The organism is Pseudomonas sp. R4-15 (genome assembly GCF_055768815.1).
Genome location: NZ_CM147293.1, coordinates 3,795,784 through 3,814,019, shown reverse-complemented (window position 1 = coordinate 3,814,019; position 18,236 = coordinate 3,795,784). Strand labels below are relative to the sequence as shown.

The 18,236-nt window shown below is 64.2% G+C and carries 19 protein-coding genes; 14 read left to right on the top strand and 5 right to left on the bottom strand.

Annotation, left to right across the window (positions count from 1 at the left end):
- The first annotated feature begins 14 nt into the window (after positions 1-14).
- From ACYRGX_RS18405 to ACYRGX_RS18355, 11 genes are all read left to right on the top strand, one after another.
- Positions 15-599 (top strand): sigma-E factor negative regulatory protein, encoded by a 585-nt coding sequence (locus ACYRGX_RS18405; protein WP_473053889.1) that lies wholly within the window; start codon positions 15-17, stop codon positions 597-599.
- A gap of 12 nt (positions 600-611) precedes the next feature.
- Entirely contained in the window at positions 612-1,562 is a 951-nt protein-coding gene (locus tag ACYRGX_RS18400; protein WP_473053888.1) for a MucB/RseB C-terminal domain-containing protein, read from the top strand.
- A 134-nt stretch (positions 1,563-1,696) separates the two neighbouring features.
- Positions 1,697-3,118 (top strand): DegQ family serine endoprotease, encoded by a 1,422-nt coding sequence (locus ACYRGX_RS18395; protein ID WP_473053887.1) that lies wholly within the window; start codon positions 1,697-1,699, stop codon positions 3,116-3,118.
- Between the two features lie 211 nt (positions 3,119-3,329).
- The gene (gene lepA / locus ACYRGX_RS18390) at positions 3,330-5,129 is read left to right on the top strand and encodes a translation elongation factor 4 (RefSeq protein ID WP_473053886.1); all 1,800 of its coding nucleotides are present in this window, start codon (positions 3,330-3,332) and stop codon (positions 5,127-5,129) included.
- Positions 5,130-5,984 carry a signal peptidase I gene (gene lepB / locus ACYRGX_RS18385; RefSeq protein ID WP_473053885.1) on the top strand — a complete coding sequence of 285 codons (855 nt, stop codon included), beginning with the start codon at positions 5,130-5,132 and terminating at the stop codon, positions 5,982-5,984. It begins immediately after the preceding gene.
- A 50-nt stretch (positions 5,985-6,034) separates the two neighbouring features.
- Positions 6,035-6,412: a DUF4845 domain-containing protein gene (locus ACYRGX_RS18380; RefSeq protein WP_473053884.1), complete on the top strand. Its 378-nt coding sequence runs from the start codon at positions 6,035-6,037 to the stop codon at positions 6,410-6,412.
- Positions 6,409-7,098 carry a ribonuclease III gene (gene rnc, locus ACYRGX_RS18375; RefSeq protein WP_473053883.1) on the top strand — a complete coding sequence of 230 codons (690 nt, stop codon included), beginning with the start codon at positions 6,409-6,411 and terminating at the stop codon, positions 7,096-7,098. The genes ACYRGX_RS18380 and rnc overlap by 4 nt, the downstream gene beginning before the upstream one ends.
- A complete protein-coding gene (gene era, locus ACYRGX_RS18370) occupies positions 7,091-7,987 on the top strand; it encodes a GTPase Era (RefSeq protein ID WP_473053882.1) in 897 nt (298 codons plus the stop codon). Before rnc ends, era begins: the two co-directional genes overlap by 8 nt.
- Before the next feature lie 13 nt (positions 7,988-8,000).
- Positions 8,001-8,684 carry a DNA repair protein RecO gene (gene recO / locus ACYRGX_RS18365; protein WP_473053881.1) on the top strand — a complete coding sequence of 228 codons (684 nt, stop codon included), beginning with the start codon at positions 8,001-8,003 and terminating at the stop codon, positions 8,682-8,684.
- Entirely contained in the window at positions 8,681-9,424 is a 744-nt protein-coding gene (gene pdxJ / locus ACYRGX_RS18360) for a pyridoxine 5'-phosphate synthase (RefSeq protein ID WP_473053880.1), read from the top strand. Before recO ends, pdxJ begins: the two co-directional genes overlap by 4 nt.
- The gene (locus ACYRGX_RS18355; RefSeq protein WP_473053879.1) at positions 9,421-10,020 is read left to right on the top strand and encodes a DUF938 domain-containing protein; all 600 of its coding nucleotides are present in this window, start codon (positions 9,421-9,423) and stop codon (positions 10,018-10,020) included. The genes pdxJ and ACYRGX_RS18355 overlap by 4 nt, the downstream gene beginning before the upstream one ends.
- Before the next feature lie 3 nt (positions 10,021-10,023).
- Here ACYRGX_RS18355 and ACYRGX_RS18350 read toward each other — a convergent pair whose 3' ends face one another.
- A complete protein-coding gene (locus tag ACYRGX_RS18350) occupies positions 10,024-10,887 on the bottom strand; it encodes a LysR substrate-binding domain-containing protein (protein WP_473053878.1) in 864 nt (287 codons plus the stop codon).
- A gap of 129 nt (positions 10,888-11,016) precedes the next feature.
- Here ACYRGX_RS18350 and ACYRGX_RS18345 point away from each other — a divergent pair, with 129 nt between their 5' ends.
- Positions 11,017-11,268 (top strand): hypothetical protein, encoded by a 252-nt coding sequence (locus tag ACYRGX_RS18345; RefSeq protein WP_473053877.1) that lies wholly within the window; start codon positions 11,017-11,019, stop codon positions 11,266-11,268.
- Here the strand turns inward: ACYRGX_RS18345 and cmoB are convergent.
- Both cmoB and cmoA read right to left on the bottom strand, forming a co-directional pair.
- Positions 11,265-12,224, bottom strand: coding sequence for a tRNA 5-methoxyuridine(34)/uridine 5-oxyacetic acid(34) synthase CmoB (gene cmoB, locus ACYRGX_RS18340; RefSeq protein WP_473053876.1), 960 nt, complete (start codon positions 12,222-12,224; stop codon positions 11,265-11,267). The genes ACYRGX_RS18345 and cmoB overlap by 4 nt on opposite strands.
- Positions 12,221-12,982: a carboxy-S-adenosyl-L-methionine synthase CmoA gene (gene cmoA / locus ACYRGX_RS18335; RefSeq protein WP_473053875.1), complete on the bottom strand. Its 762-nt coding sequence runs from the start codon at positions 12,980-12,982 to the stop codon at positions 12,221-12,223. The genes cmoB and cmoA overlap by 4 nt, the downstream gene beginning before the upstream one ends.
- A 176-nt stretch (positions 12,983-13,158) precedes the next feature.
- On the opposite strand from cmoA, the gene ACYRGX_RS18330 reads away from it, so the two are divergent.
- Entirely contained in the window at positions 13,159-14,790 is a 1,632-nt protein-coding gene (locus ACYRGX_RS18330; RefSeq protein ID WP_473053874.1) for a diguanylate cyclase, read from the top strand.
- On the opposite strand, the gene ACYRGX_RS18325 is transcribed toward ACYRGX_RS18330, so the two are convergent.
- Together ACYRGX_RS18325 and lon are read right to left on the bottom strand one after the other, a co-directional pair.
- Complete coding sequence (locus tag ACYRGX_RS18325) at positions 14,787-15,176, bottom strand: protease inhibitor I42 family protein (RefSeq protein WP_473053873.1); 390 nt, start codon at positions 15,174-15,176, stop codon at positions 14,787-14,789. The two genes, ACYRGX_RS18330 and ACYRGX_RS18325, sit on opposite strands and share 4 nt — an antisense overlap.
- An 83-nt stretch (positions 15,177-15,259) precedes the next feature.
- Entirely contained in the window at positions 15,260-17,656 is a 2,397-nt protein-coding gene (gene lon, locus ACYRGX_RS18320; RefSeq protein ID WP_473053872.1) for an endopeptidase La, read from the bottom strand.
- Positions 17,657-17,688: 32 nt separating this feature from the next.
- Here lon and ACYRGX_RS18315 point away from each other — a divergent pair, with 32 nt between their 5' ends.
- Positions 17,689-18,234, top strand: a complete 546-nt coding sequence (locus ACYRGX_RS18315; protein ID WP_473053871.1) for a DUF3034 family protein — start codon at positions 17,689-17,691, stop codon at positions 18,232-18,234.
- Positions 18,235-18,236 lie beyond the last annotated feature (2 nt).

Here is an 18,236-nt window from a genome sequence, read left to right as displayed (position 1 = left end):
CGAGAGGAGCTGCCATGAATCGTGAATCCCTGCAGGAATCGCTGTCCGCGGTAATGGATAACGAAGCGGACGAACTCGAATTGCGCCGAGTGCTCGGTGCCAGTGACGACGCCGAGGTTCGCGGCGCCTGGTCACGCTACCAGATGGCTCGTGCCGTCATGCATCGCGAGGTGATCGATCCGCATCTGGACATCGCTTCCGCAGTCTCTGCCGCGCTGGCAGACGAAAAGGCTCCGGTGCGGAGCGCAGGCATGGTGCGTGGCTTGGGGCGGGTTGCTGTTGCGGCAACTGTCGCAGTCGCGGTCCTCGCTGGCGTGCGTTTCTACAATGCCGATGGTGTGGCTCCGGCCGAGTTGGCTCAGGGTACTCAAGCGCCGATTAGCATTCCGCAGAATCAGGCGCAGTCTCCGGCCATCCTTGCTGGCTACACCACCTCGTCCGAGCCGGCATCGGCTCAGCAGGCTCAGGAAGTCGAAGGCTGGCATGACAAGCGCCTGCCGGAGTACCTGCGCCAGCATGCCGAGCAGTCTTCGCTCAACGGCGTCGAGGGTGCTCTGCCCTATGCGCGCGCTGCCAGTGTGGAAGGTGCTGCAGAGTAAGTAAGGAGTCACATGCGCAGGATTGGAGTGGCGCTGCTGCTAGGTAGCGCGCTGTCCTCGCCGGTTCATGCGGATGAAGCCACGCAATGGCTTCTCCGCATGCCAAAGGCCGAGCAACAGCACAGTTTCCAAGGCACCTTCGTTTACGAGCGTAACGGCAGCTTTTCCAGTCACGCCATCTGGCATCGTGTAGATGGCAGTGGAAAGATCCATGAACGCCTGCTGCAGCTCGACGGCCAGCCTCAAGAGATGTTGCGTGTCGACGGCACTACCCGCTGCGTTTCAGGCGGGTTGACGCAGCAGGTGACCCACGGCCAGTTCATTGGCCGGCAATTCAAGCCCGATCAACTTTCCCAGTGGTACGACATTCGCGTAACCGGGGAATCCCGCGTGGCCGATCGTAAAGCGGTGGTGGTGGTTCTGGTGCCGCGTGATCAGCATCGGTTCGGCTTCGAGCTGCACCTCGATCGTGAGAGCGGTTTGCCCTTGCGCACGTTGATGCTGGATGACAAAGGGCATCTGCTGGAGCGTTTCCAGTTTACCAATCTCGAACTCGATAGCGTCCCCGATGAACGCCAGATGCGTCCTCGGGGTGACTGCCAGCCCTTGGTTTCGCTGCCTAGCGAACCTTTGTCTGGTCAGCCGTGGAAGGCCGAGTGGCTTCCGCCAGGCTTCGAGCTGCTGCAGGCATTTCAGCAGCCGCCACGGGAAGGGCGCAAAGGTGGCGCCTGGCTGGTCTATGGCGACGGGTTGGCACGTTTCTCGGTATTTCTCGAGCCTCTCGATGGCGCGCCGGGTCAAGACGCGCGTAGTCAGCTCGGGCCTACGGTCGCGGTATCGCGGCGTTTGGACATGGGAGAGGGCGGAGTAATGGCTACGGTGGTTGGTGAGATTCCTCTCGGCACCGCCGAACGCATCGCGCTCTCCATGCGCGGCACCGGGGACGGGGTCGCCGCTCAGTAGAGGTGCCGTTCGCGGCACTTTCTTGTCACTCTGGCGTTTTGCCGGAGTCCGTACGTCGGGTCCGATGGCCCGGCAGGGTACTCGGGGCAAGGGGGGCTTGCGCCGGGTTCTGCAGTCCTCAAGTGGGGGAGCCCATGTTGAAAATAGATCTGAAATCCTGCCTGACGGGAGTCCTGGCGCTGTTCATGGCGACCCAGGCTTTGATGGCCAGTGCTGCCGAGTTGCCGGACTTTACCGGATTGGTCGATGAGGCTTCGCCGGCGGTCGTCAATATCAGTACGCGGCAGAAGCTGCCGCAGCGCGATGCGTCCATGCAGATGCCCGACCTGGAAGGGCTGCCGCCGATGCTGCGCGAGTTCTTCGAGCGCAGTATTCCACAGGCGCCACGGGGCGGCGCTCAGCGCGAAGCGCAGTCGCTGGGATCGGGCTTCATCATTTCCGATGATGGCTACATCCTCACCAACAACCACGTGGTGGCCGATGCCGACGAGATCGTCGTGCGCATGCCCGACCGTAGCGAGATGAAAGCCAAACTGGTCGGCGCTGACCCGCGTACTGATGTGGCCCTGCTGAAGATCGATGCCAAGGGGTTGCCGACCTTGAAGCTGGGTGACTCCAACGCGCTCAAGGCGGGTGAATGGGTGGTCGCCATCGGCTCTCCGTTCGGTTTTGATCACTCGGTCACCGCGGGCATCGTTTCCGCGACGGGGCGTAACCTTCCCAACGAGAGCTACGTGCCGTTCATCCAGACTGACGTGGCGATCAACCCAGGTAACTCCGGTGGCCCGTTGTTCAACCTCAAGGGCGAGGTGGTCGGCATCAACTCGCAGATCTTCACCAAGTCCGGTGGCTTCATGGGGGTGTCCTTCGCGATCCCGATCGATGTCGCGATGGACGTGGCCGATCAGTTGCGCGACACCGGCAAGGTCAGTCGCGGATGGCTGGGCGTCGTGATTCAGGAGGTCAACCGTGACCTCGCCGAGTCCTTCGGCCTGGATCGCCCGGCGGGCGCGTTGGTGGCCCAGGTGCTCGATGACGGTCCGGCCGCCAAGGCTGGCCTGAAGGTCGGTGACGTGATCCTCAGCCTCAACGGTAAAGCGATCGACATGTCGGCGGATCTGCCCCACCTGGTGGGCGGCATCAAGCCTGGGGACAAGGCACGCATAGAACTGATGCGCGACGGCAAGCGCATGTCGCTCGATGTGACCATCGGCAACATGCCGGCGGATGACGACCAGGCGAGTATCAGTGCCGCCGACGGTTCTACCGAGCGCAGCAGCAATCGTCTGGGTGTCAGCGTGGCCGATCTCACGGCGGAGCAGAAGAAGAGCCTCGACGTCGATGGCGGCGTGGTGATCCGCGAAGTGCAGGACGGACCGGCGGTGATGGTCGGGCTGCGCCCGGGCGACGTGATCACGCACCTGAACAACCAGGTGGTGAACAGCGCCAAGGAATTCACCCAGCAGGTACAGAAACTGCCGAAGAACCGCTCGGTATCCATGCGCGTCCTGCGTCAGGGGCGAGCGAGCTTCATCACCTTCAGGCTGACCGAGTAATACCGGGGCAAGAGAACAAGGGCGGCGAAAGTCGCCCTTTTTCCTTAGGGCCTGTTCCCGTTTCATTCACGACAACACGGTTCGCGAGTGAATCGAGAGCAGGCCCTATCTTGCCAAACCCGCCGCGGATGACGTCGTGGCCGGGTATCGGCTAGAATGCACGGCTATTTTTCGGCGGTGCATGCCGCATTATTATTCGAGTGTTGCCTTCGTGACCGACCTGAGCCATATCCGCAACTTCTCCATCATCGCCCACATCGACCACGGCAAATCGACCCTGGCGGATCGTTTCATCCAGATCTGCGGCGGGCTTTCCGACCGTGAAATGGAGGCGCAGGTCCTCGATTCCATGGACCTGGAGCGTGAGCGCGGGATCACCATCAAGGCGCACAGCGTCACCCTGTACTACAAGGCGCAGGACGGTAAGACCTACCAGCTCAACTTCATCGACACCCCCGGGCACGTCGACTTCACCTACGAGGTGAGCCGCTCGCTGGCCGCCTGCGAAGGCGCGTTGCTGGTGGTGGATGCGGGCCAGGGCGTCGAGGCGCAGTCCGTCGCCAACTGCTACACCGCCATCGAGCAGGGGCTGGAAGTGATGCCCGTGCTGAACAAGATGGACCTGCCCCAGGCCGAGCCTGAGCGGGTGAAGGAAGAGATCGAACACATCATCGGTATCGATGCCACCGATGCCGTGCCCTGCAGCGCCAAGAGCGGCATGGGCGTGATCGACGTACTGGAACGCCTGGTCAAGGTGATTCCGGCGCCCACCGGCGAGATCGAAGCGCCGCTGCAGGCGCTGATCATCGACTCCTGGTTCGACAACTACCTGGGCGTGGTCTCCCTGGTGCGCGTGCGCCACGGGCGCATCAAGAAGGGCGACAAGGTTCTGGTGAAGTCCACCGGCAAGGTGCACCAAGTCGACAGCGTCGGCGTCTTCTCGCCCAAGCACACCGAGACCGCTGACCTCAAAGCCGGTGAAGTGGGCTTCATCATCGCCGGTATCAAGGACATCCAGGGGGCGCCGGTAGGCGATACCCTGACCCTCTCCAGCACCCCGGAAGTGGACATGCTGCCGGGCTTCCAGCGGATCAAACCGCAGGTATACGCGGGGCTGTTCCCGATCAGCTCCGACGACTTCGAGGACTTCCGCGAAGCGTTGCAGAAGCTGACCCTCAACGACGCCGCGCTGCAGTACGAGCCGGAAAGCTCCGAAGCCCTGGGCTTCGGCTTCCGCATCGGCTTCCTCGGCATGCTGCACATGGAGATCATCCAGGAGCGCCTGGAGCGCGAGTACGACCTGGACCTGATCACCACCGCGCCCACCGTGGTCTTCGAGGTCATCCTCAAGAACGGCGAGACCCTCTACGTCGACAACCCCTCCAAGCTGCCGGACCTCGCCTCGATCCAGGAAATGCGCGAGCCCATCGTGCGCGCCAACATCCTGGTACCGCAGGAGCACCTGGGCAACGTCATCACCCTGTGCATCGAGAAGCGGGGCGTGCAGCGCGACATGCAGTTCCTCAGCAGTCAGGTACAGGTTTGCTACGACCTGCCGATGAACGAGGTGGTGATGGACTTCTTCGACCGTCTCAAGTCCGTCAGCCGCGGCTATGCGTCGCTGGACTACAGCTTCGATCGCTTCCAGGCCGCCAATCTGGTACGTCTCGATGTGATGATCAATGGCGAGCGCGTCGATGCGCTGGCGCTCATCGTGCATCGTGATCGTGCCGCCCAGAAGGGCCGCGCGCTGACCGAGAAGATGAAAGAACTGATTCCGCGGCAGATGTTCGACGTCGCGATCCAGGCCGCCATCGGTGGGCAGATCATTGCCCGTACCACGGTCAAGGCGTTGCGCAAGAACGTTCTGGCGAAGTGCTATGGTGGCGACGTTTCGCGCAAGCGCAAGTTGCTGGAAAAGCAGAAGGCCGGTAAGAAACGCATGAAACAGGTCGGAAGCGTGGAAATTCCCCAAGAAGCCTTCCTCGCCGTACTCAAAGTGGATAGCTAGATGTCGATCAATTTCCCGTTGTTGCTGGTGGTGGCGGTGGCCGTCTCGGGTCTGCTCGCGCTTTTCGATTTGCTGGTCCTGGCGCCGCGCCGCAAGACGCGCATCGCCAACTACGTGGACTCGGTCAATGCGCCTGACGACGAGGTGATCCAGAAGTTGGGGCGTGAGCCCACCCTGGTCGAATATGGCAAGTCGTTCTTTCCTGTACTGGCCATCGTGTTGGTGCTGCGTTCGTTCCTGGTGGAGCCGTTCCAGATTCCGTCCGGTTCGATGAAGCCCACCCTGGAGGTTGGCGACTTCATCCTCGTCAACAAATTCGCCTACGGCATCCGCCTGCCGGTACTCGATACCAAGGTGATCGAGGTGGGCGATCCGCAGCGCGGCGAGGTCATGGTGTTCCGCTATCCTAGCGACCCGAGCATCAACTACATCAAGCGTGTGGTCGGCCTGCCCGGCGACCATATCCGCTACACCAGCAACAAGCGGCTGTACATCAACGACCAACTGGTCGCCGAACAGTTGATTGGCGAAGAGCCCGGCAGCCTTGGCAGTGCAGTGCTCTACAAGGAGAAGCTCGGCGAGTACGAGCACCTGATCCGCAAGGAAATGAGCCGCTACCGTATGGATCCCGGCGGGGAGTGGGTAGTGCCTGCCGGGCACTACTTCATGATGGGCGACAACCGGGACAACTCCAACGACAGTCGCTACTGGAATGACCCGGCTATTCCCCAGGAATTGCACGGCATGGTTCCGGATCGCAACATCGTCGGCAAGGCCTTCGCGGTCTGGATGAGCTGGCCCGACCCGAAGTTCAGCCACCTGCCGACCTTCAGTCGCGTCGGGCTGATTCACTGATGCTGGAGCGAGGCGGGCGGATGCCCGCCTCTATGACATAGAGGTCGCCCATGAACGTACCCCGCGCGCAACGTGGATTCTCCCTGCTCAACCTGCTGCTGGGGCTGACGCTGATCGCCTTCGCCGCCAGCGTGCTGTTCAAGCTGGTGCCGCACTATCTCGACCATCGCGCGCTGGTGGAGATCATTCGCTCGGTGGACGAAGACCCGAGCGTGAAGGTCGATACCGTTGGCGGCTTCTATACTCATGTCGGCAAAGGCATGCAGATCAACGGAATCCGCAACCTCAAGCTCAACGACGTGATGAAGGTGACAGTGGACCGCAACTACTTCATCGTCCACCTCGCCTATGAACAGCGCGAGCCCATCCTCAAGAACATCGATCTGGTGGTCCATTTCGATGACGAATACCGCGTACGCTTCCAGTGACTGTTTCCCTCGATCGTCTCGAGCGTCAGCTCGGCCATAGTTTCCAGAACCGCGAGCTGATGCAGCTGGCGCTTACCCATCGCAGCTTCGCCGGACGCAACAACGAGCGGCTGGAGTTCCTCGGCGATGCCATCCTCAACTTCGTTGCCGGCGAAGCGCTCTTCGAGCGCTTTCCGCAGGCGCGTGAAGGCCAGCTATCGCGCCTGCGTGCCCGCCTGGTGAAGGGCGAGACTCTCGCGGTGCTCGCGCGCGGCTTCGAGCTGGGCGAATACCTGCGTCTGGGCTCGGGCGAGCTCAAAAGCGGCGGTTTTCGCCGCGAGTCGATCCTCGCCGATGCCCTCGAAGCGCTGATCGGCGCCATCTACCTCGACGCCGGTATGCAGACCGCACGTGAACGCGTACTCGCCTGGCTAGCCAACGAACTCGAAGGGCTGACCCTGGTCGACACCAACAAGGACCCCAAGACCCGCCTGCAGGAGTTCTTGCAGTCGCGTGGCTGCGAACTGCCGCGCTACGAGGTGGTGGACATCCAGGGTGAGCCGCATTGCCGAACCTTTTTCGTCGAATGCCAGGTCAGCCTGCTCAACGACAAGACCCAGGGCCAGGGTGCCAGCCGGCGGATCGCCGAGCAGGTGTCTGCCGCCGCCGCGCTGAGCGCGCTGGGCGTGGAGAACGCTCATGAGTGAAGTCAGCCGCTGTGGATACGTGGCCATCGTCGGCCGGCCCAACGTCGGCAAGTCGACGCTGCTCAACCACATCCTCGGGCAAAAGCTCGCAATCACCTCGCGCAAGCCGCAGACCACCCGTCACACGCTGCTCGGGATCAAGACCGAAGGTCCGATCCAGGCGCTCTACGTGGATACCCCGGGGCTGCACAAGAACAGCGAGAAAGCGCTCAACCGCTACATGAACCGCAGTGCCCAATCCGCACTGCGCGACGTCGACGTGGTGGTCTTCGTGGTCGACCGCACGCGCTGGACCGAAGAGGACGAGATGGTCCTCGAGCGCGTGCGCCTGGTCAGATGCCCGGTGATCCTCGCGGTGAACAAGACCGATCGCCTGGAGGACAAGGCCGAGTTGCTGCCGCATCTCGAGTGGCTGGCGCAGCAGTTGCCGGATGCCGAAATCGTGCCCCTGTCCGCGCAACAGGGCCAGAACCTGGAGCTGTTCGAGCAACTGGTCGCCGAGCGCCTGCCGGAGAACGAGCATTTCTTCCCCGAAGACCAGCTCACCGACCGTTCCAGCCGCTTCCTCGCTGCCGAGCTGGTACGCGAGAAGATCATGCGCCAGCTGGGGGCGGAGCTGCCTTACCAGATCACCGTAGAGATCGAGGACTTCAAGCAGGAAGGCCACGTGCTGCATATCCATGCGCTGATTCTGGTCGAGCGCGATGGGCAGAAGAAGATCATCATCGGCGACAAGGGCGAGCGTATCAAACGCATCGGCCAGGAGGCGCGAATGGACATGGAGAAGCTCTTCGATGCCAAGATCATGCTCAACCTCTGGGTCAAGGTGAAAGGCGGCTGGTCCGACGACGAGCGCGCCTTGCGCTCGCTGGGTTACCTAGACCTCTAAGGCGGCGCCGGGCATGCCCGCCTACGTGCTGCATAGCCGTCCCTACAAGGAAACCAGCGCCCTGGTCGATTTCTTCGACGCAGGGCGCGGGCGTTTTCGCGGTGTGCTGCGGCATGCCCGAGGCAAGGCCGGCAGTCTGGCCAGGCCCTTCGTCGGACTCGAGGTAGAGGTTCGCGGGCGTAGCGAGCTGAAAAGCATCGCACGGCTGGAGCCTGCCGGCGCCGCCCACTGGTTGGTGGGGCAAGCGCTCTACAGCGGCATGTATCTCAACGAGCTGGTGATGCGCCTGCTACCGCTCGACGACCCGCATCCTGCCTTCTTCGAACATTACGCCGCGACCCTCACGGCGCTCGCCGCCGGCCGGCCGCTGGAACCGTTGTTGCGTGCCTTCGAGTGGCGCCTGCTCGATGAGCTGGGCTATGGTTTCGCCCTGGATCAGGACGTGACCGGGCAGCCGATCGCTGGCGGTGGCCTCTATCAGTTGCTCCCCGAGGCCGGCTTGCAGCCGATCGGGCAACTGCAGCCGGGCTGTTTCCATGGCACCGAACTGCAGGCGATGGCGCAGGCCGACTGGGATGTCCCTGGCGCTCTTGGCGCGGCCAAGCGCCTCATGCGCCAAGCCCTGGCGCCCCATCTGGGCGGTCGACCGTTGGTCAGCCGCGAGTTGTTCATGAATCCCAAGGAATCTCTCAAATGAGCGAGCTCACGCGCGTCCTGCTGGGCGTCAACATCGACCACGTCGCCACCCTGCGTCAGGCACGCGGTACACGTTATCCCGATCCGGTGAAGGCCGCGCTGGACGCCGAGGAGGCCGGCGCGGATGGCATCACCGTGCATCTGCGCGAAGACCGCCGGCACATCCAGGAGCGTGACGTGCGCCTGCTCAAGGAGTGCCTGCAGACGCGCATGAACTTCGAGATGGGTGTCACGCCGTTCATGCTCGATTTCGCCGAGAGCCTGCGTGCCGAGCATGTCTGCCTGGTTCCGGAGACCCGGCAGGAATTGACCACCGAGGGTGGCCTGGACGTCGCCGGGCAACTGGAGCGGATTGGCGCTGCGGTACAGCGCCTGGCGGCGGTAGGCAGCGAAGTGTCGCTGTTCATCGACCCCGAGCCTGCACAGATCGAAGCGGCCGCGCGCCTCGGCGCCCCGGCCATCGAGCTGCATACCGGGCGCTATGCGGATGCCGAGAACGATCAGGTGCAGGCCGACGAACTGGCGCGTATCCGTGAAGGCGTCGCCCTGGGCCGCTCTCTGGGGCTGATCGTCAATGCCGGGCACGGCCTGCATTACCACAACGTCGAGCCAGTGGCGGCGATCCCGGGGATGAACGAGCTGAACATCGGCCACGCCATCGTCGCCCATGCGCTGTTCGTCGGCTTCAAGGACGCGGTGCGTGAGATGAAGCAACTGATCGCGGCGGCCGCCGGGAAATGATCGACAAGCCGTTTTCCCAGGCTTGCGAGAACAACAAGGCGCCGATCCTCGCGGTGTTGCAGCGGGCGTTCGCCCAGCAGCGACGCGTGTTGGAAATCGGCAGTGGCACCGGACAGCATGCGCTGCATTTCGCGGCCCACATGCCCTGGTTGAGCTGGCAGCCGAGCGACCGTATCGAGCACCTGCCCGGTATTCGCGCCTGGATGGCGGAGCCGGAGCTCCCCGGCAACCTGCTGTTGCCCGTCGAGCTGGACGTGGAACAGGCGCAATGGCCCGCCGGGCCGTTCGATGCGGTGTTCTCTGCCAACACCAGCCACATCATGGGTTGGCCGCAGGTGCAGCGCTGCATCAATCGGATCGGCGAGCTGCTGCCCGCCGGTGGCGTGTTCTGCCTCTACGGGCCGTTCAACTACGACGGCGCCTTCACCAGTGAAAGCAACGAGCGCTTCGATGCATTGCTGCGTCAGCGCGATCCGGCGAGCGGGGTGCGTGACTTCGAGGCGGTCGACCGCTTGGCGACGGAGGCTGGCCTTGCGCTAAGCGCCGACCACGAGATGCCTGCCAACAATCGTTTGCTGGAGTGGCGCAAGCGCTGAGGCCTAGCTGGCGCAGGCCACGCGTAGCTGCTCGGCGAGCGTGCTGGCGGCGGCGGACATCGGGTTGGCGCATAGCATGCGCACCTGGAACTGTCCGAGCTCCGGTAGCCCTTGCGCCTCGCCGAGGGCGCGCAAGGGCGGCTTCACCAGATTACGTGGCAGCACGGCGATCGCCAGATCGGCTTTCACCGCGGCTTCCTGGCCCGTGCTCTGCTCGGACGAGTAAGCGATCCGATAGGGTTTGCCCAGGCGGTCGAGCGCTGCCAACCCGGCGCGGCGCCAGGCGCAGCCGGTGGAGGCCAGTGCCAGCGGCATCGGCGTGCGCTGGATCGCGTTGCCGCCGTCCAGCCCGGCCCAGACCAATTGCTCGCTGTGAATCAGCTCTCCGCGGGTGTCCTCCACGCCATCATTGCCGCTGTTGATCAGTGTGAGATCCAGTTCGCCGGCGTCCAGGCGGGCGACCAAGTCCAGGCTGCGGCCGGTGCAAACCTCGACCTCGACCAGCGGAAAGTCCCGGGCGAAGCTGCTCAGGACCTCCGGCAGGATGCCGGTGCCGACATCGAACGGCGTGCCGAAGCGCAGCGTGCCGCTCAGTTTGGGCTCGGCGAATTGCGCGACCGCCTCGGCGTTCAGCGCCAGCAGGCGTCTGGCGTAGCCGAGCAGGCGTTCGCCCTCGCCGGTGAGGCGGGTCTGCCGAGGCTCGCGCAGGAACAACTGGCAGCCGAGCAATTCTTCCAGCCGCCGGACCTGCATGCTCACCGCGCCGGTGCTGCGGTGCACGATTTGCGCGGTGCGGCTGAAACTGCCGCTTTCGGCGATGGCGACGAAGGTACGTAGCAGATCGCTTTCCAGCAGGGGAGCGCCCATGATGATCTCTCGTTTAGAAAATCTAAATTCGTGTTTGATATTTATTGGTTTGATTGAACGATAGTCCTGTCGCAGCCTGAGGGCAACCTGAATCCGAGGGTCAACCCCTCGTCATCCGGAGGCCGTGACATGTGGCAGCGTCTATTCGAGAGAAAACCCCTGGAACCCTATCTGCCGGCGATGTGGCCCGTGGTGCCGTTGCGCCTGGCACGGGAATACCTGCGCGCCTGGCGCTGGCGGCGTCGCATGCGTGAACTGCTGGAGGCCGAGCGTGCGGGACGCCTGCGCTTTGGCAGCGAACGTGGCGTGGTCGTGGAGGGCGCCCAGGTCTCGCTACGGCGGCTGGTGGCGCGCCGCCGTAAACGCCATGACGGGGCTTAAGGCTTGCGCGCGAGCATCACTGCGCGGCGCGGCGCCGGCAGGCCTTCGACGGTGCGGGCGGGATCGCCAGGATCGAGGAAGTCGCCAAGCGACTGGAAGCGCATCCAACGCGTACTGCGTTGCTCGTCGGTGCTCGTCGTACTGACGTCCACGCAGCGCACGTCACAGAAACCGGCGCGGCGCAGCCAGAGCGCCAGCGCCTCCACCGAGGGCAGGAACCAGACGTTGCGCATCTGCGCGTAGCGGTCCTCGGGGACCAGGACCTGGTTGACGTCGCCGTCGACCACCAGGGTCTCGAGCACCAGCTCGCCGCCACGCAACAGGCAATCCTTGAGTTGCAGCAGGTGGTCGATGGGGGAGCGGCGGTGATAGAGCACGCCCATGGAGAACACGCTGTCGAAGCCTTCCAGGCGCTCGGGGAGGTCTTCCAGGGTGAAAGGCAGTTGCCAGATGGGTTGACCGGGCAGGTAGTGCGCGATGGCCAGGAACTGGCAGAGGAACAACAGGTTCGGGTCGATGCCGATCACGCTGGCTGCGCCGGCGCCGAGCATGCGCCAGCCGTAATAGCCATTGCCGCAACCGACGTCGAGCACGCGCTTGCCGTGCAGGTCCAGGTGCGGTGCTACCCGTGCCCACTTCCAGTCCGAACGCCATTCGGTGTCCAGGTCCACGCCGAACAGCTCGAAAGGCCCCTTGCGCCAGGGCATCAGGCCTTCCAGTGCGTGCTCAAGCTGCGTGCGTTGGGTGGCGTCACAGGCCCCGGCGAGTGCCAGGCGTTCGCTCAGATCGACCTGCTGCACCTCCAGCGTCGGCAGCGCGGCGAGTGCGGCCTGCCAGCGTGCCAGGTCGCCATGGCCCTTATCCAGCCGCGCGGCCAGTTGCGCGGGGAGCTGGGCTGCCCAATCCTGCAAGGGCGTGTTGGCGCAGTGCGAGATTAGCGGTTCGAGTTCGATCATGGCAGGGCGATCAGTGAGGCGAAGTTCAGGCACTGGAACCAGGGCTGCACGCGGGAGAAGCCTGCCTGCAGCAACCGCTGGCGGTGTTCGTCCAGGCTGTCGGGAATCATCACGTGCTCGATGGCGCTGCGTTTCTGCGCGATTTCCAGTTCGCTGTAGCCGTTGGCCCGCTTGAAGTCCAGGTGCAGCTCGGTGAGCAGCGCCTGTTCTGCGGGATCGTCGAAACGCAGCTTCTCCGAGAGGATCAGTGCCGCACCCGGCTTGAGCGCCTGGCGAATGCGCTGCAGCAGCTCCAGGCGTTGCTCGGGGGCGATGAACTGCAGGGTGAAGTTCAGCGCCACCAAGTCGCAGGGCTCGAGCTGCAACTGCAGGATGTCCGCCTCGCAGAGTTGCACCGGCAGCAGCTCCTGGAACATCGCGTCCTGCGCGCGCAGGTATTCGTCGCAGCGCTGCAGCATGGCCGGGGAGTTGTCCACGGCGATGATGCGGCAGCCCTCGGCGCGCACGTGGCGGCGCAGGGCCTGGGTCACCGCACCGAGGGAGCAGCCCAGGTCGTAGAGCAGCCCATGGGCGCCGACGAAGCGTGCGGCGAGTACGCCGATGTTTTCGACGATGGTCGGGTAGCCGGGTACCGAGCGCTTGATCATGTCCGGGAACACCCGAGCGACGTCCTCGTTGAAGGTGAAGTCGGGCACGGCGTCCAGGGGCTGGGCGAAGAGTTGGTCAGGGGCGCTTTTCACGGCGATGGATCGTTGCATAGAGGAGCGGGGCGCCATGTTAACCGCAGAGCGCGGCGATCGGAATCGCTGGAGCCGGGCATTCATCCGCGCATGCCGTTACACTCGGGCGCAAACCCGCCACAGAGACCCTGCGCGTGATCGATGGCCTGTCTCGCCTGAGAAGCATCTTCTTCCTTTCCATTCTGGTTCTGCTGTTGAACTTGCTTGCTGCGCCGCTAGGCGTGCACTGGACCGGGCAAGCCGAGGGCTCGCGCGCTCGACAGGAAACCCTGCTGGCTCAGCTCGAGCAGCTTTTTTCCGCCCTCAAGGACGGTGAGACCGGCCAGCGCGGCTTCGTCATCAGTGGTCGTGACGACTTTCTTGCGCCGCTCTACCAGGGCTATGCCGAGGTCGACCGGCTGAGTCGCGACCTACGTGTGGAAAACGCCCATGACGATGTTCTCATCGATGCTTTGAAGGCGATCACGCGAGAAGTCGAAGAACAGCGCGATTACTTCCAGGAAGTCATCAGCGTGCGCCGCGAGCGCGGCCTGGCAGAAGCTGTGGCCATCGTCGGCAGTGGTCGTGGCAAGGTCATCATGGATGGTCTGCGGCGCCAGATGGGCGACCTCATCGCGCAAGTGGCGGGGCGCCTCACGGCGATCAAGCAGGACATTCTCTGGCGCGAGCGCGTTTCCTACGCTGGCCTGGTCGTGATCGCGATCATCGACCTGGCGCTGATGGTGCTGCTCTTCGTGCTCAGCTTCCGGATCATTCGCGCGAGTGTCGCCGCTAAGCAGGAGCAGCAGTTGCTCGGCGATCGCCTCTCCAGCGGTATGACGCAACTCGAGCGGCGTAACCGAGAGATTTCCCTGCTCAGCCAGATGGCCGGTGCGCTGCACTCCAGCCATCGTTTCGACGAATGCCACGAGATCATTCGACGTTTCGCACTGCAACTGTTCCCCGATTCGGATGGCTGCATGTACCTCTACCATCCGTCCCACGATGTTCTCGAGTGCGCCAGCCATTGGGGCGACTGGAATACCGGGAGCGATCTGATGGAGCGCGATGCCTGCTGGGCGCTGCGCCGCGGGCAGAGCCACGCGGTGGGCGACCCCTCGCGCGATCTGGTGTGCGCGCACATGGAGAGCGGACCTCTACGCCCCGAGGGCTACCTGTGCGTGCCGCTCATGGCGCAGGGCGAGCCACTGGGCGTGCTTACGCTGATCGGCGGGCACGACCGCCTGCAGGAGCTGGCCGAAGCCTTCGCCGAGCAGGTGTCCCTGGGCGTTTCCAATCTCAGTTTGCGTGACAGCCTGCGGCAACAGTCGGTACGCGATGCGCTGACCGGCCTGTACAACCGCCGGTTCCTGGATGAAACCCTGCGCCTGGAGCTGTTGCGTGCCGGGCGCAAGCAGGTCGAGGTGGCGGTGGTGATGCTCGATGCGGATCACTTCAAGCGCTTCAACGACAGCTTCGGCCACGAGGCCGGTGATCTGGTGTTGCGCGAGTTGGCGGGCGAGTTGCGCAAGCAGGTACGCGCCAGTGACCTCGCTTGTCGTTTCGGTGGTGAGGAGTTTGCCCTGGTCCTGCCGGAGATTTCCGAGCAGGACGCCATCGCTCGCTGCGAATCGCTGCGCCTGGCGGTCAGCAAACTGCAACTGCGCTATGGCGGACACGCGCTGGGGGCCGTGACGATCTCCCTGGGGCTGGCGATGTATCCGCGTGACGGCAGCACGTCCGACGGCATCCTGCAGGCTGCCGACCAAGCGCTCTACGCCGCCAAGCGTGAGGGCCGTAACCGGGTCTGCCGGGCGTTCGACCAGATGCCTGACGTGAAGTCCTAGTCCGCCACGGTGATCGCGCAGAGAAAGGTGCGTTCGGCGGGCTGTTCGCTGGACTCCCAGGGCCGACGATAGTCCAGCTGCAGCAGGCCTTCGCCGATGCCGGTCACGTCGAAGCGCCACTCGGAGCTTCCCTCGCCACCCACTGCCGCGCCCTCTGGCTGGCGGTAGACCTCTTCGCCACGGGCTTCCAGCACCTTGGGCGCGGCATCGCGAATCTGCCAGCGAAAACCGCTGGTGGGATTGCTCGGCAGCGCCAGCACCAGCGTTTGCCCGGTGTGCAGCGCCAGCGGGCAGTCGGCGGCGTCCTGCAATCGCTGCGTGGCGTCCGGGCCGCTGGCGCAGGCTGTCAGCAGCAGTACGGCGGCGAGCAGGGGCGTGCGGGTCATCGGTCTCTCCTTGAGGGGGTTCAGCGGTCCAGCATAGCGGCTGGACCGCGCACGCCCAAGTCCCGGCCCTTCAGTGTCGGGCGTCACTCGCCGAACAGCACCTTGGCCACATCCGTGAAGCGGCGGGCGAAATGCACCGTCACGCCTTCCTTGAGGTACTCGGGCAGCTCGTCGAAGTCGCCCCGGTTGGCCTCCGGCAGGATGAGCTCGTAAAGCTTCTGCCGGCGTGCGGCGATGACCTTCTCACGCACCCCGCCGATGGGCAGTACTTGGCCGGTGAGGGTCAGCTCGCCGGTCATGGCTACGCCTTTCTTGGGGGCCTGGTCGCGCGCCAGTGACAGCAGGGCGCTGGCCATGGTGATGCCGGCGCTGGGGCCGTCCTTGGGCGTGGCGCCCTCGGGGACGTGCAGGTGCACGAAGGCCTGGTCGAAGAAGCCCGCATCGCCCTTGAGCGCTTTGAGGTTGGCGCCCACGTAGCTGTAGGCGATCTCGGCCGACTCCTTCATCACCTCGCCGAGCTGTCCGGTCAGCTTGAAGCCGCGGTTGAGCGTGTGAATCCGCGTGGCTTCTATGGGCAGCGTCGCGCCGCCCATGCTGGTCCACGCCAGCCCCGTGACCACGCCGGTGCCGGCGAGCACTTGTTCCTTGCGGAAGGTCGGCATGCCGAGCAGGTCTTCCAGGTCCTTCGGCCCGACGCGCAATTTCAGCTCAGGGTCTTCCAGCAAGCGTACGACGCTCTTGCGCACGATCTTGCCGAGCAGCTTCTCCAGGTGACGCACGCCGGCTTCGCGGGCATAGCCCTCGATCAGCGCCTTGAGCGCGGCGTCGCTGATCGCCAGTCGCCCCTTGGGCACGCCAGCGCGCTCGAGTTGCTTGGGCCACAGATGCCGCTTGGCGATGGCCAGTTTCTCCTCGGCGATGTAGCCGGAGAGGCGGATCACTTCCATGCGGTCGAGCAGCGGTCCGGGGATCGAATCCAGGGTATTGGCGGTGCAGACGAAGAGCACCTTGGACAGGTCCAGGCGCAGATCCAGGTAGTGATCGAGGAATTCGACGTTCTGCTCCGGGTCGAGGGTTTCCAGCAGGGCCGAGGCCGGGTCGCCCTGGAAGCTGGCGCCCATCTTGTCGATCTCGTCGAGCATGATCACCGGGTTCATCACCTCGACGTCCTTGAGCGCCTGCACCAGCTTGCCGGGCATGGCGCCGATGTAGGTGCGCCGATGACCCTTGATCTCCGCCTCATCGCGCATGCCACCCACCGAGAAACGGTAGAACGGCCGGCCGAGGGATTCGGCGATGGACTTGCCGATGCTGGTCTTGCCGACCCCGGGCGGGCCTATCAGTAGCACGATGGAACCGGCGATCTCGCCCTTGAACGCGCCCACCGCGAGGAATTCGAGAATGCGGTTCTTGATGTCGTCGAGGCCGGCATGGTGCTTGTCGAGCACCTTGCGCGCGTGGCCGAGGTCGAGCTTGTCCTGCCCGTGCACGCCCCAGGGCACGCTGGTCGCCCAGTCGAGGTAGTTGCGGGTGACGGCGTATTCGGGCGAGCCACTCTCGAGGATCGACAGCTTCTGCAGCTCCTCGTCGATGCGCTTGCGCGCCGCCTCGGGTAGTGCGCGGCCTTCGAGCCGCTCGCGGAAGGTGTCCGCATCGGCACTCTTGTCATCCTTGGTGATGCCCAGCTCCTGCTGGATGATCTTCAACTGTTCCTTGAGGAAGAACTCACGCTGGCGTTCGCCGATCTTGCGGTTGACCTCGGCCGACAGCTCGTTCTGCAAGCGGCCGACCTCCACCTCCTTGCGCAGCAGCGGCAACACCTTCTCCATGCGCTTGAGCACGGGGACGCAGTCCAGCACGTCCTGCAGCTCATGGCCGGGCGCGGTGGTCAGGGCCGCGGCGAAGTCGGTGAGCGGGGAGGGATCGTTGGGGCTGAAACGGTTGAGGTAGTTCTTCAGCTCTTCGCTGTACAGCGGATTGAGCGGGAGCAGCTCCTTGATCGCGTTGATCAGAGCCATGCCGTAGGCCTTCACCTCGTCGCGTGGGTCCTCATCGGGGCGTGGGTAGTCCACTTCGACGAGGAACGGCGGCCGATGGCGTTTCAGCCACCCCTTCACCCGCACCCGGGAAAGGCCCTGGGCGACGAATTGCAACTGGCCGTTCTCGCGGCTGGCACGGTGTACGCGCACCAGGGTGCCGTGTTCCGGCAGGTGGCTGGTGTCGAGGTGGCGCGGGTCTTCGGGCTGGTCCATGTAGAACAGCGCGAGGCAATGGTGCTCGGTCTTGGCAACCAGCTCCAGGGTCTCCGCCCAGGGTTCCTCGGGGACGATGATCGGCAACACTTGGGCGGGAAAGAAGGGCCGGTTGTGCACCGGGATGACGTAGACGCGTTCGGGGAACGTCTGGTTCGGCAGTACAAGGCTGTGACTGCCCTGGCCGGCCTGCTCGACGATATCGGAAGGATGGTCCTGGTCGCTCATGGGGCACCTGTTGGCATGACATGCCTGCTTAGATGGGTGGTCGCGCCGACGATTTCAATGGCGCGCATGTCCCGTGTATGGAGGGCTCTGGGCTGGGTCGTCCGATAAAAGCCGAATGCAGGATGCGGGATGAAGTCATCCGTGCCGAGGGGCGATCTGAACCTGGGCTGACGTCTTTGTCGGGGACTTCCCGCGCCTGTGGGGGAGGGGCGGTAATGAAGGGACCCTCAGGCGCCTGGCCATCGCCTCAGGCGTGGCTGGTCAGTGCCGGCCCGCACCACCGCCGCGCTAACGCGCGGGGGCTGCTAGGCTTTGTGGGTGTCGTCGGCGAAGGTCGTTCCTGGCTCAAGGAAGGCTCCGTTATGGTGACGCCCAATTCTGGCCGGCGGGAGATTTGGCCTATCACGAGAAACCCGGCGAACCTCGCCTTCGCCGGTGAAGGCGATTGGGTGGACGGATTCCTCGTCGGGTTCGCGAACAAGCGCTTCAGCGTCGTCGCGGTCTGCGCCCGGCGGGGCGAGATCGTCACCCGGGACGACCAGAACGGTTTCTACCTGTCGCTGCAAGGGAGCTACTGATG

Excerpts from the sequence above, each read along its gene's own strand:
- lepB (WP_473053885.1), top strand. The coding sequence starts at position 5,130 with ATGTCGATCAATTTCCCGTTGTTGCTGGTGGTGGCGGTGGCCGTCTCG.
- lon (WP_473053872.1), bottom strand. The coding sequence starts at position 17,656 with ATGAGCGACCAGGACCATCCTTCCGATATCGTCGAGCAGGCCGGCCAG.
- era (WP_473053882.1), top strand. The coding sequence starts at position 7,091 with ATGAGTGAAGTCAGCCGCTGTGGATACGTGGCCATCGTCGGCCGGCCC.
- ACYRGX_RS18345 (WP_473053877.1), top strand. The coding sequence starts at position 11,017 with ATGTGGCAGCGTCTATTCGAGAGAAAACCCCTGGAACCCTATCTGCCG.
- ACYRGX_RS18350 (WP_473053878.1), bottom strand. The coding sequence starts at position 10,887 with ATGGGCGCTCCCCTGCTGGAAAGCGATCTGCTACGTACCTTCGTCGCC.
- ACYRGX_RS18315 (WP_473053871.1), top strand. The coding sequence starts at position 17,689 with ATGGGTGGTCGCGCCGACGATTTCAATGGCGCGCATGTCCCGTGTATG.
- ACYRGX_RS18395 (WP_473053887.1), top strand. The coding sequence starts at position 1,697 with ATGTTGAAAATAGATCTGAAATCCTGCCTGACGGGAGTCCTGGCGCTG.
- ACYRGX_RS18405 (WP_473053889.1), top strand. The coding sequence starts at position 15 with ATGAATCGTGAATCCCTGCAGGAATCGCTGTCCGCGGTAATGGATAAC.
- ACYRGX_RS18400 (WP_473053888.1), top strand. The coding sequence starts at position 612 with ATGCGCAGGATTGGAGTGGCGCTGCTGCTAGGTAGCGCGCTGTCCTCG.
- ACYRGX_RS18355 (WP_473053879.1), top strand. The coding sequence starts at position 9,421 with ATGATCGACAAGCCGTTTTCCCAGGCTTGCGAGAACAACAAGGCGCCG.
- cmoA (WP_473053875.1), bottom strand. The coding sequence starts at position 12,982 with ATGCAACGATCCATCGCCGTGAAAAGCGCCCCTGACCAACTCTTCGCC.
- pdxJ (WP_473053880.1), top strand. The coding sequence starts at position 8,681 with ATGAGCGAGCTCACGCGCGTCCTGCTGGGCGTCAACATCGACCACGTC.
- ACYRGX_RS18325 (WP_473053873.1), bottom strand. The coding sequence starts at position 15,176 with ATGACCCGCACGCCCCTGCTCGCCGCCGTACTGCTGCTGACAGCCTGC.
- recO (WP_473053881.1), top strand. The coding sequence starts at position 8,001 with ATGCCCGCCTACGTGCTGCATAGCCGTCCCTACAAGGAAACCAGCGCC.
- cmoB (WP_473053876.1), bottom strand. The coding sequence starts at position 12,224 with ATGATCGAACTCGAACCGCTAATCTCGCACTGCGCCAACACGCCCTTG.
- ACYRGX_RS18380 (WP_473053884.1), top strand. The coding sequence starts at position 6,035 with ATGAACGTACCCCGCGCGCAACGTGGATTCTCCCTGCTCAACCTGCTG.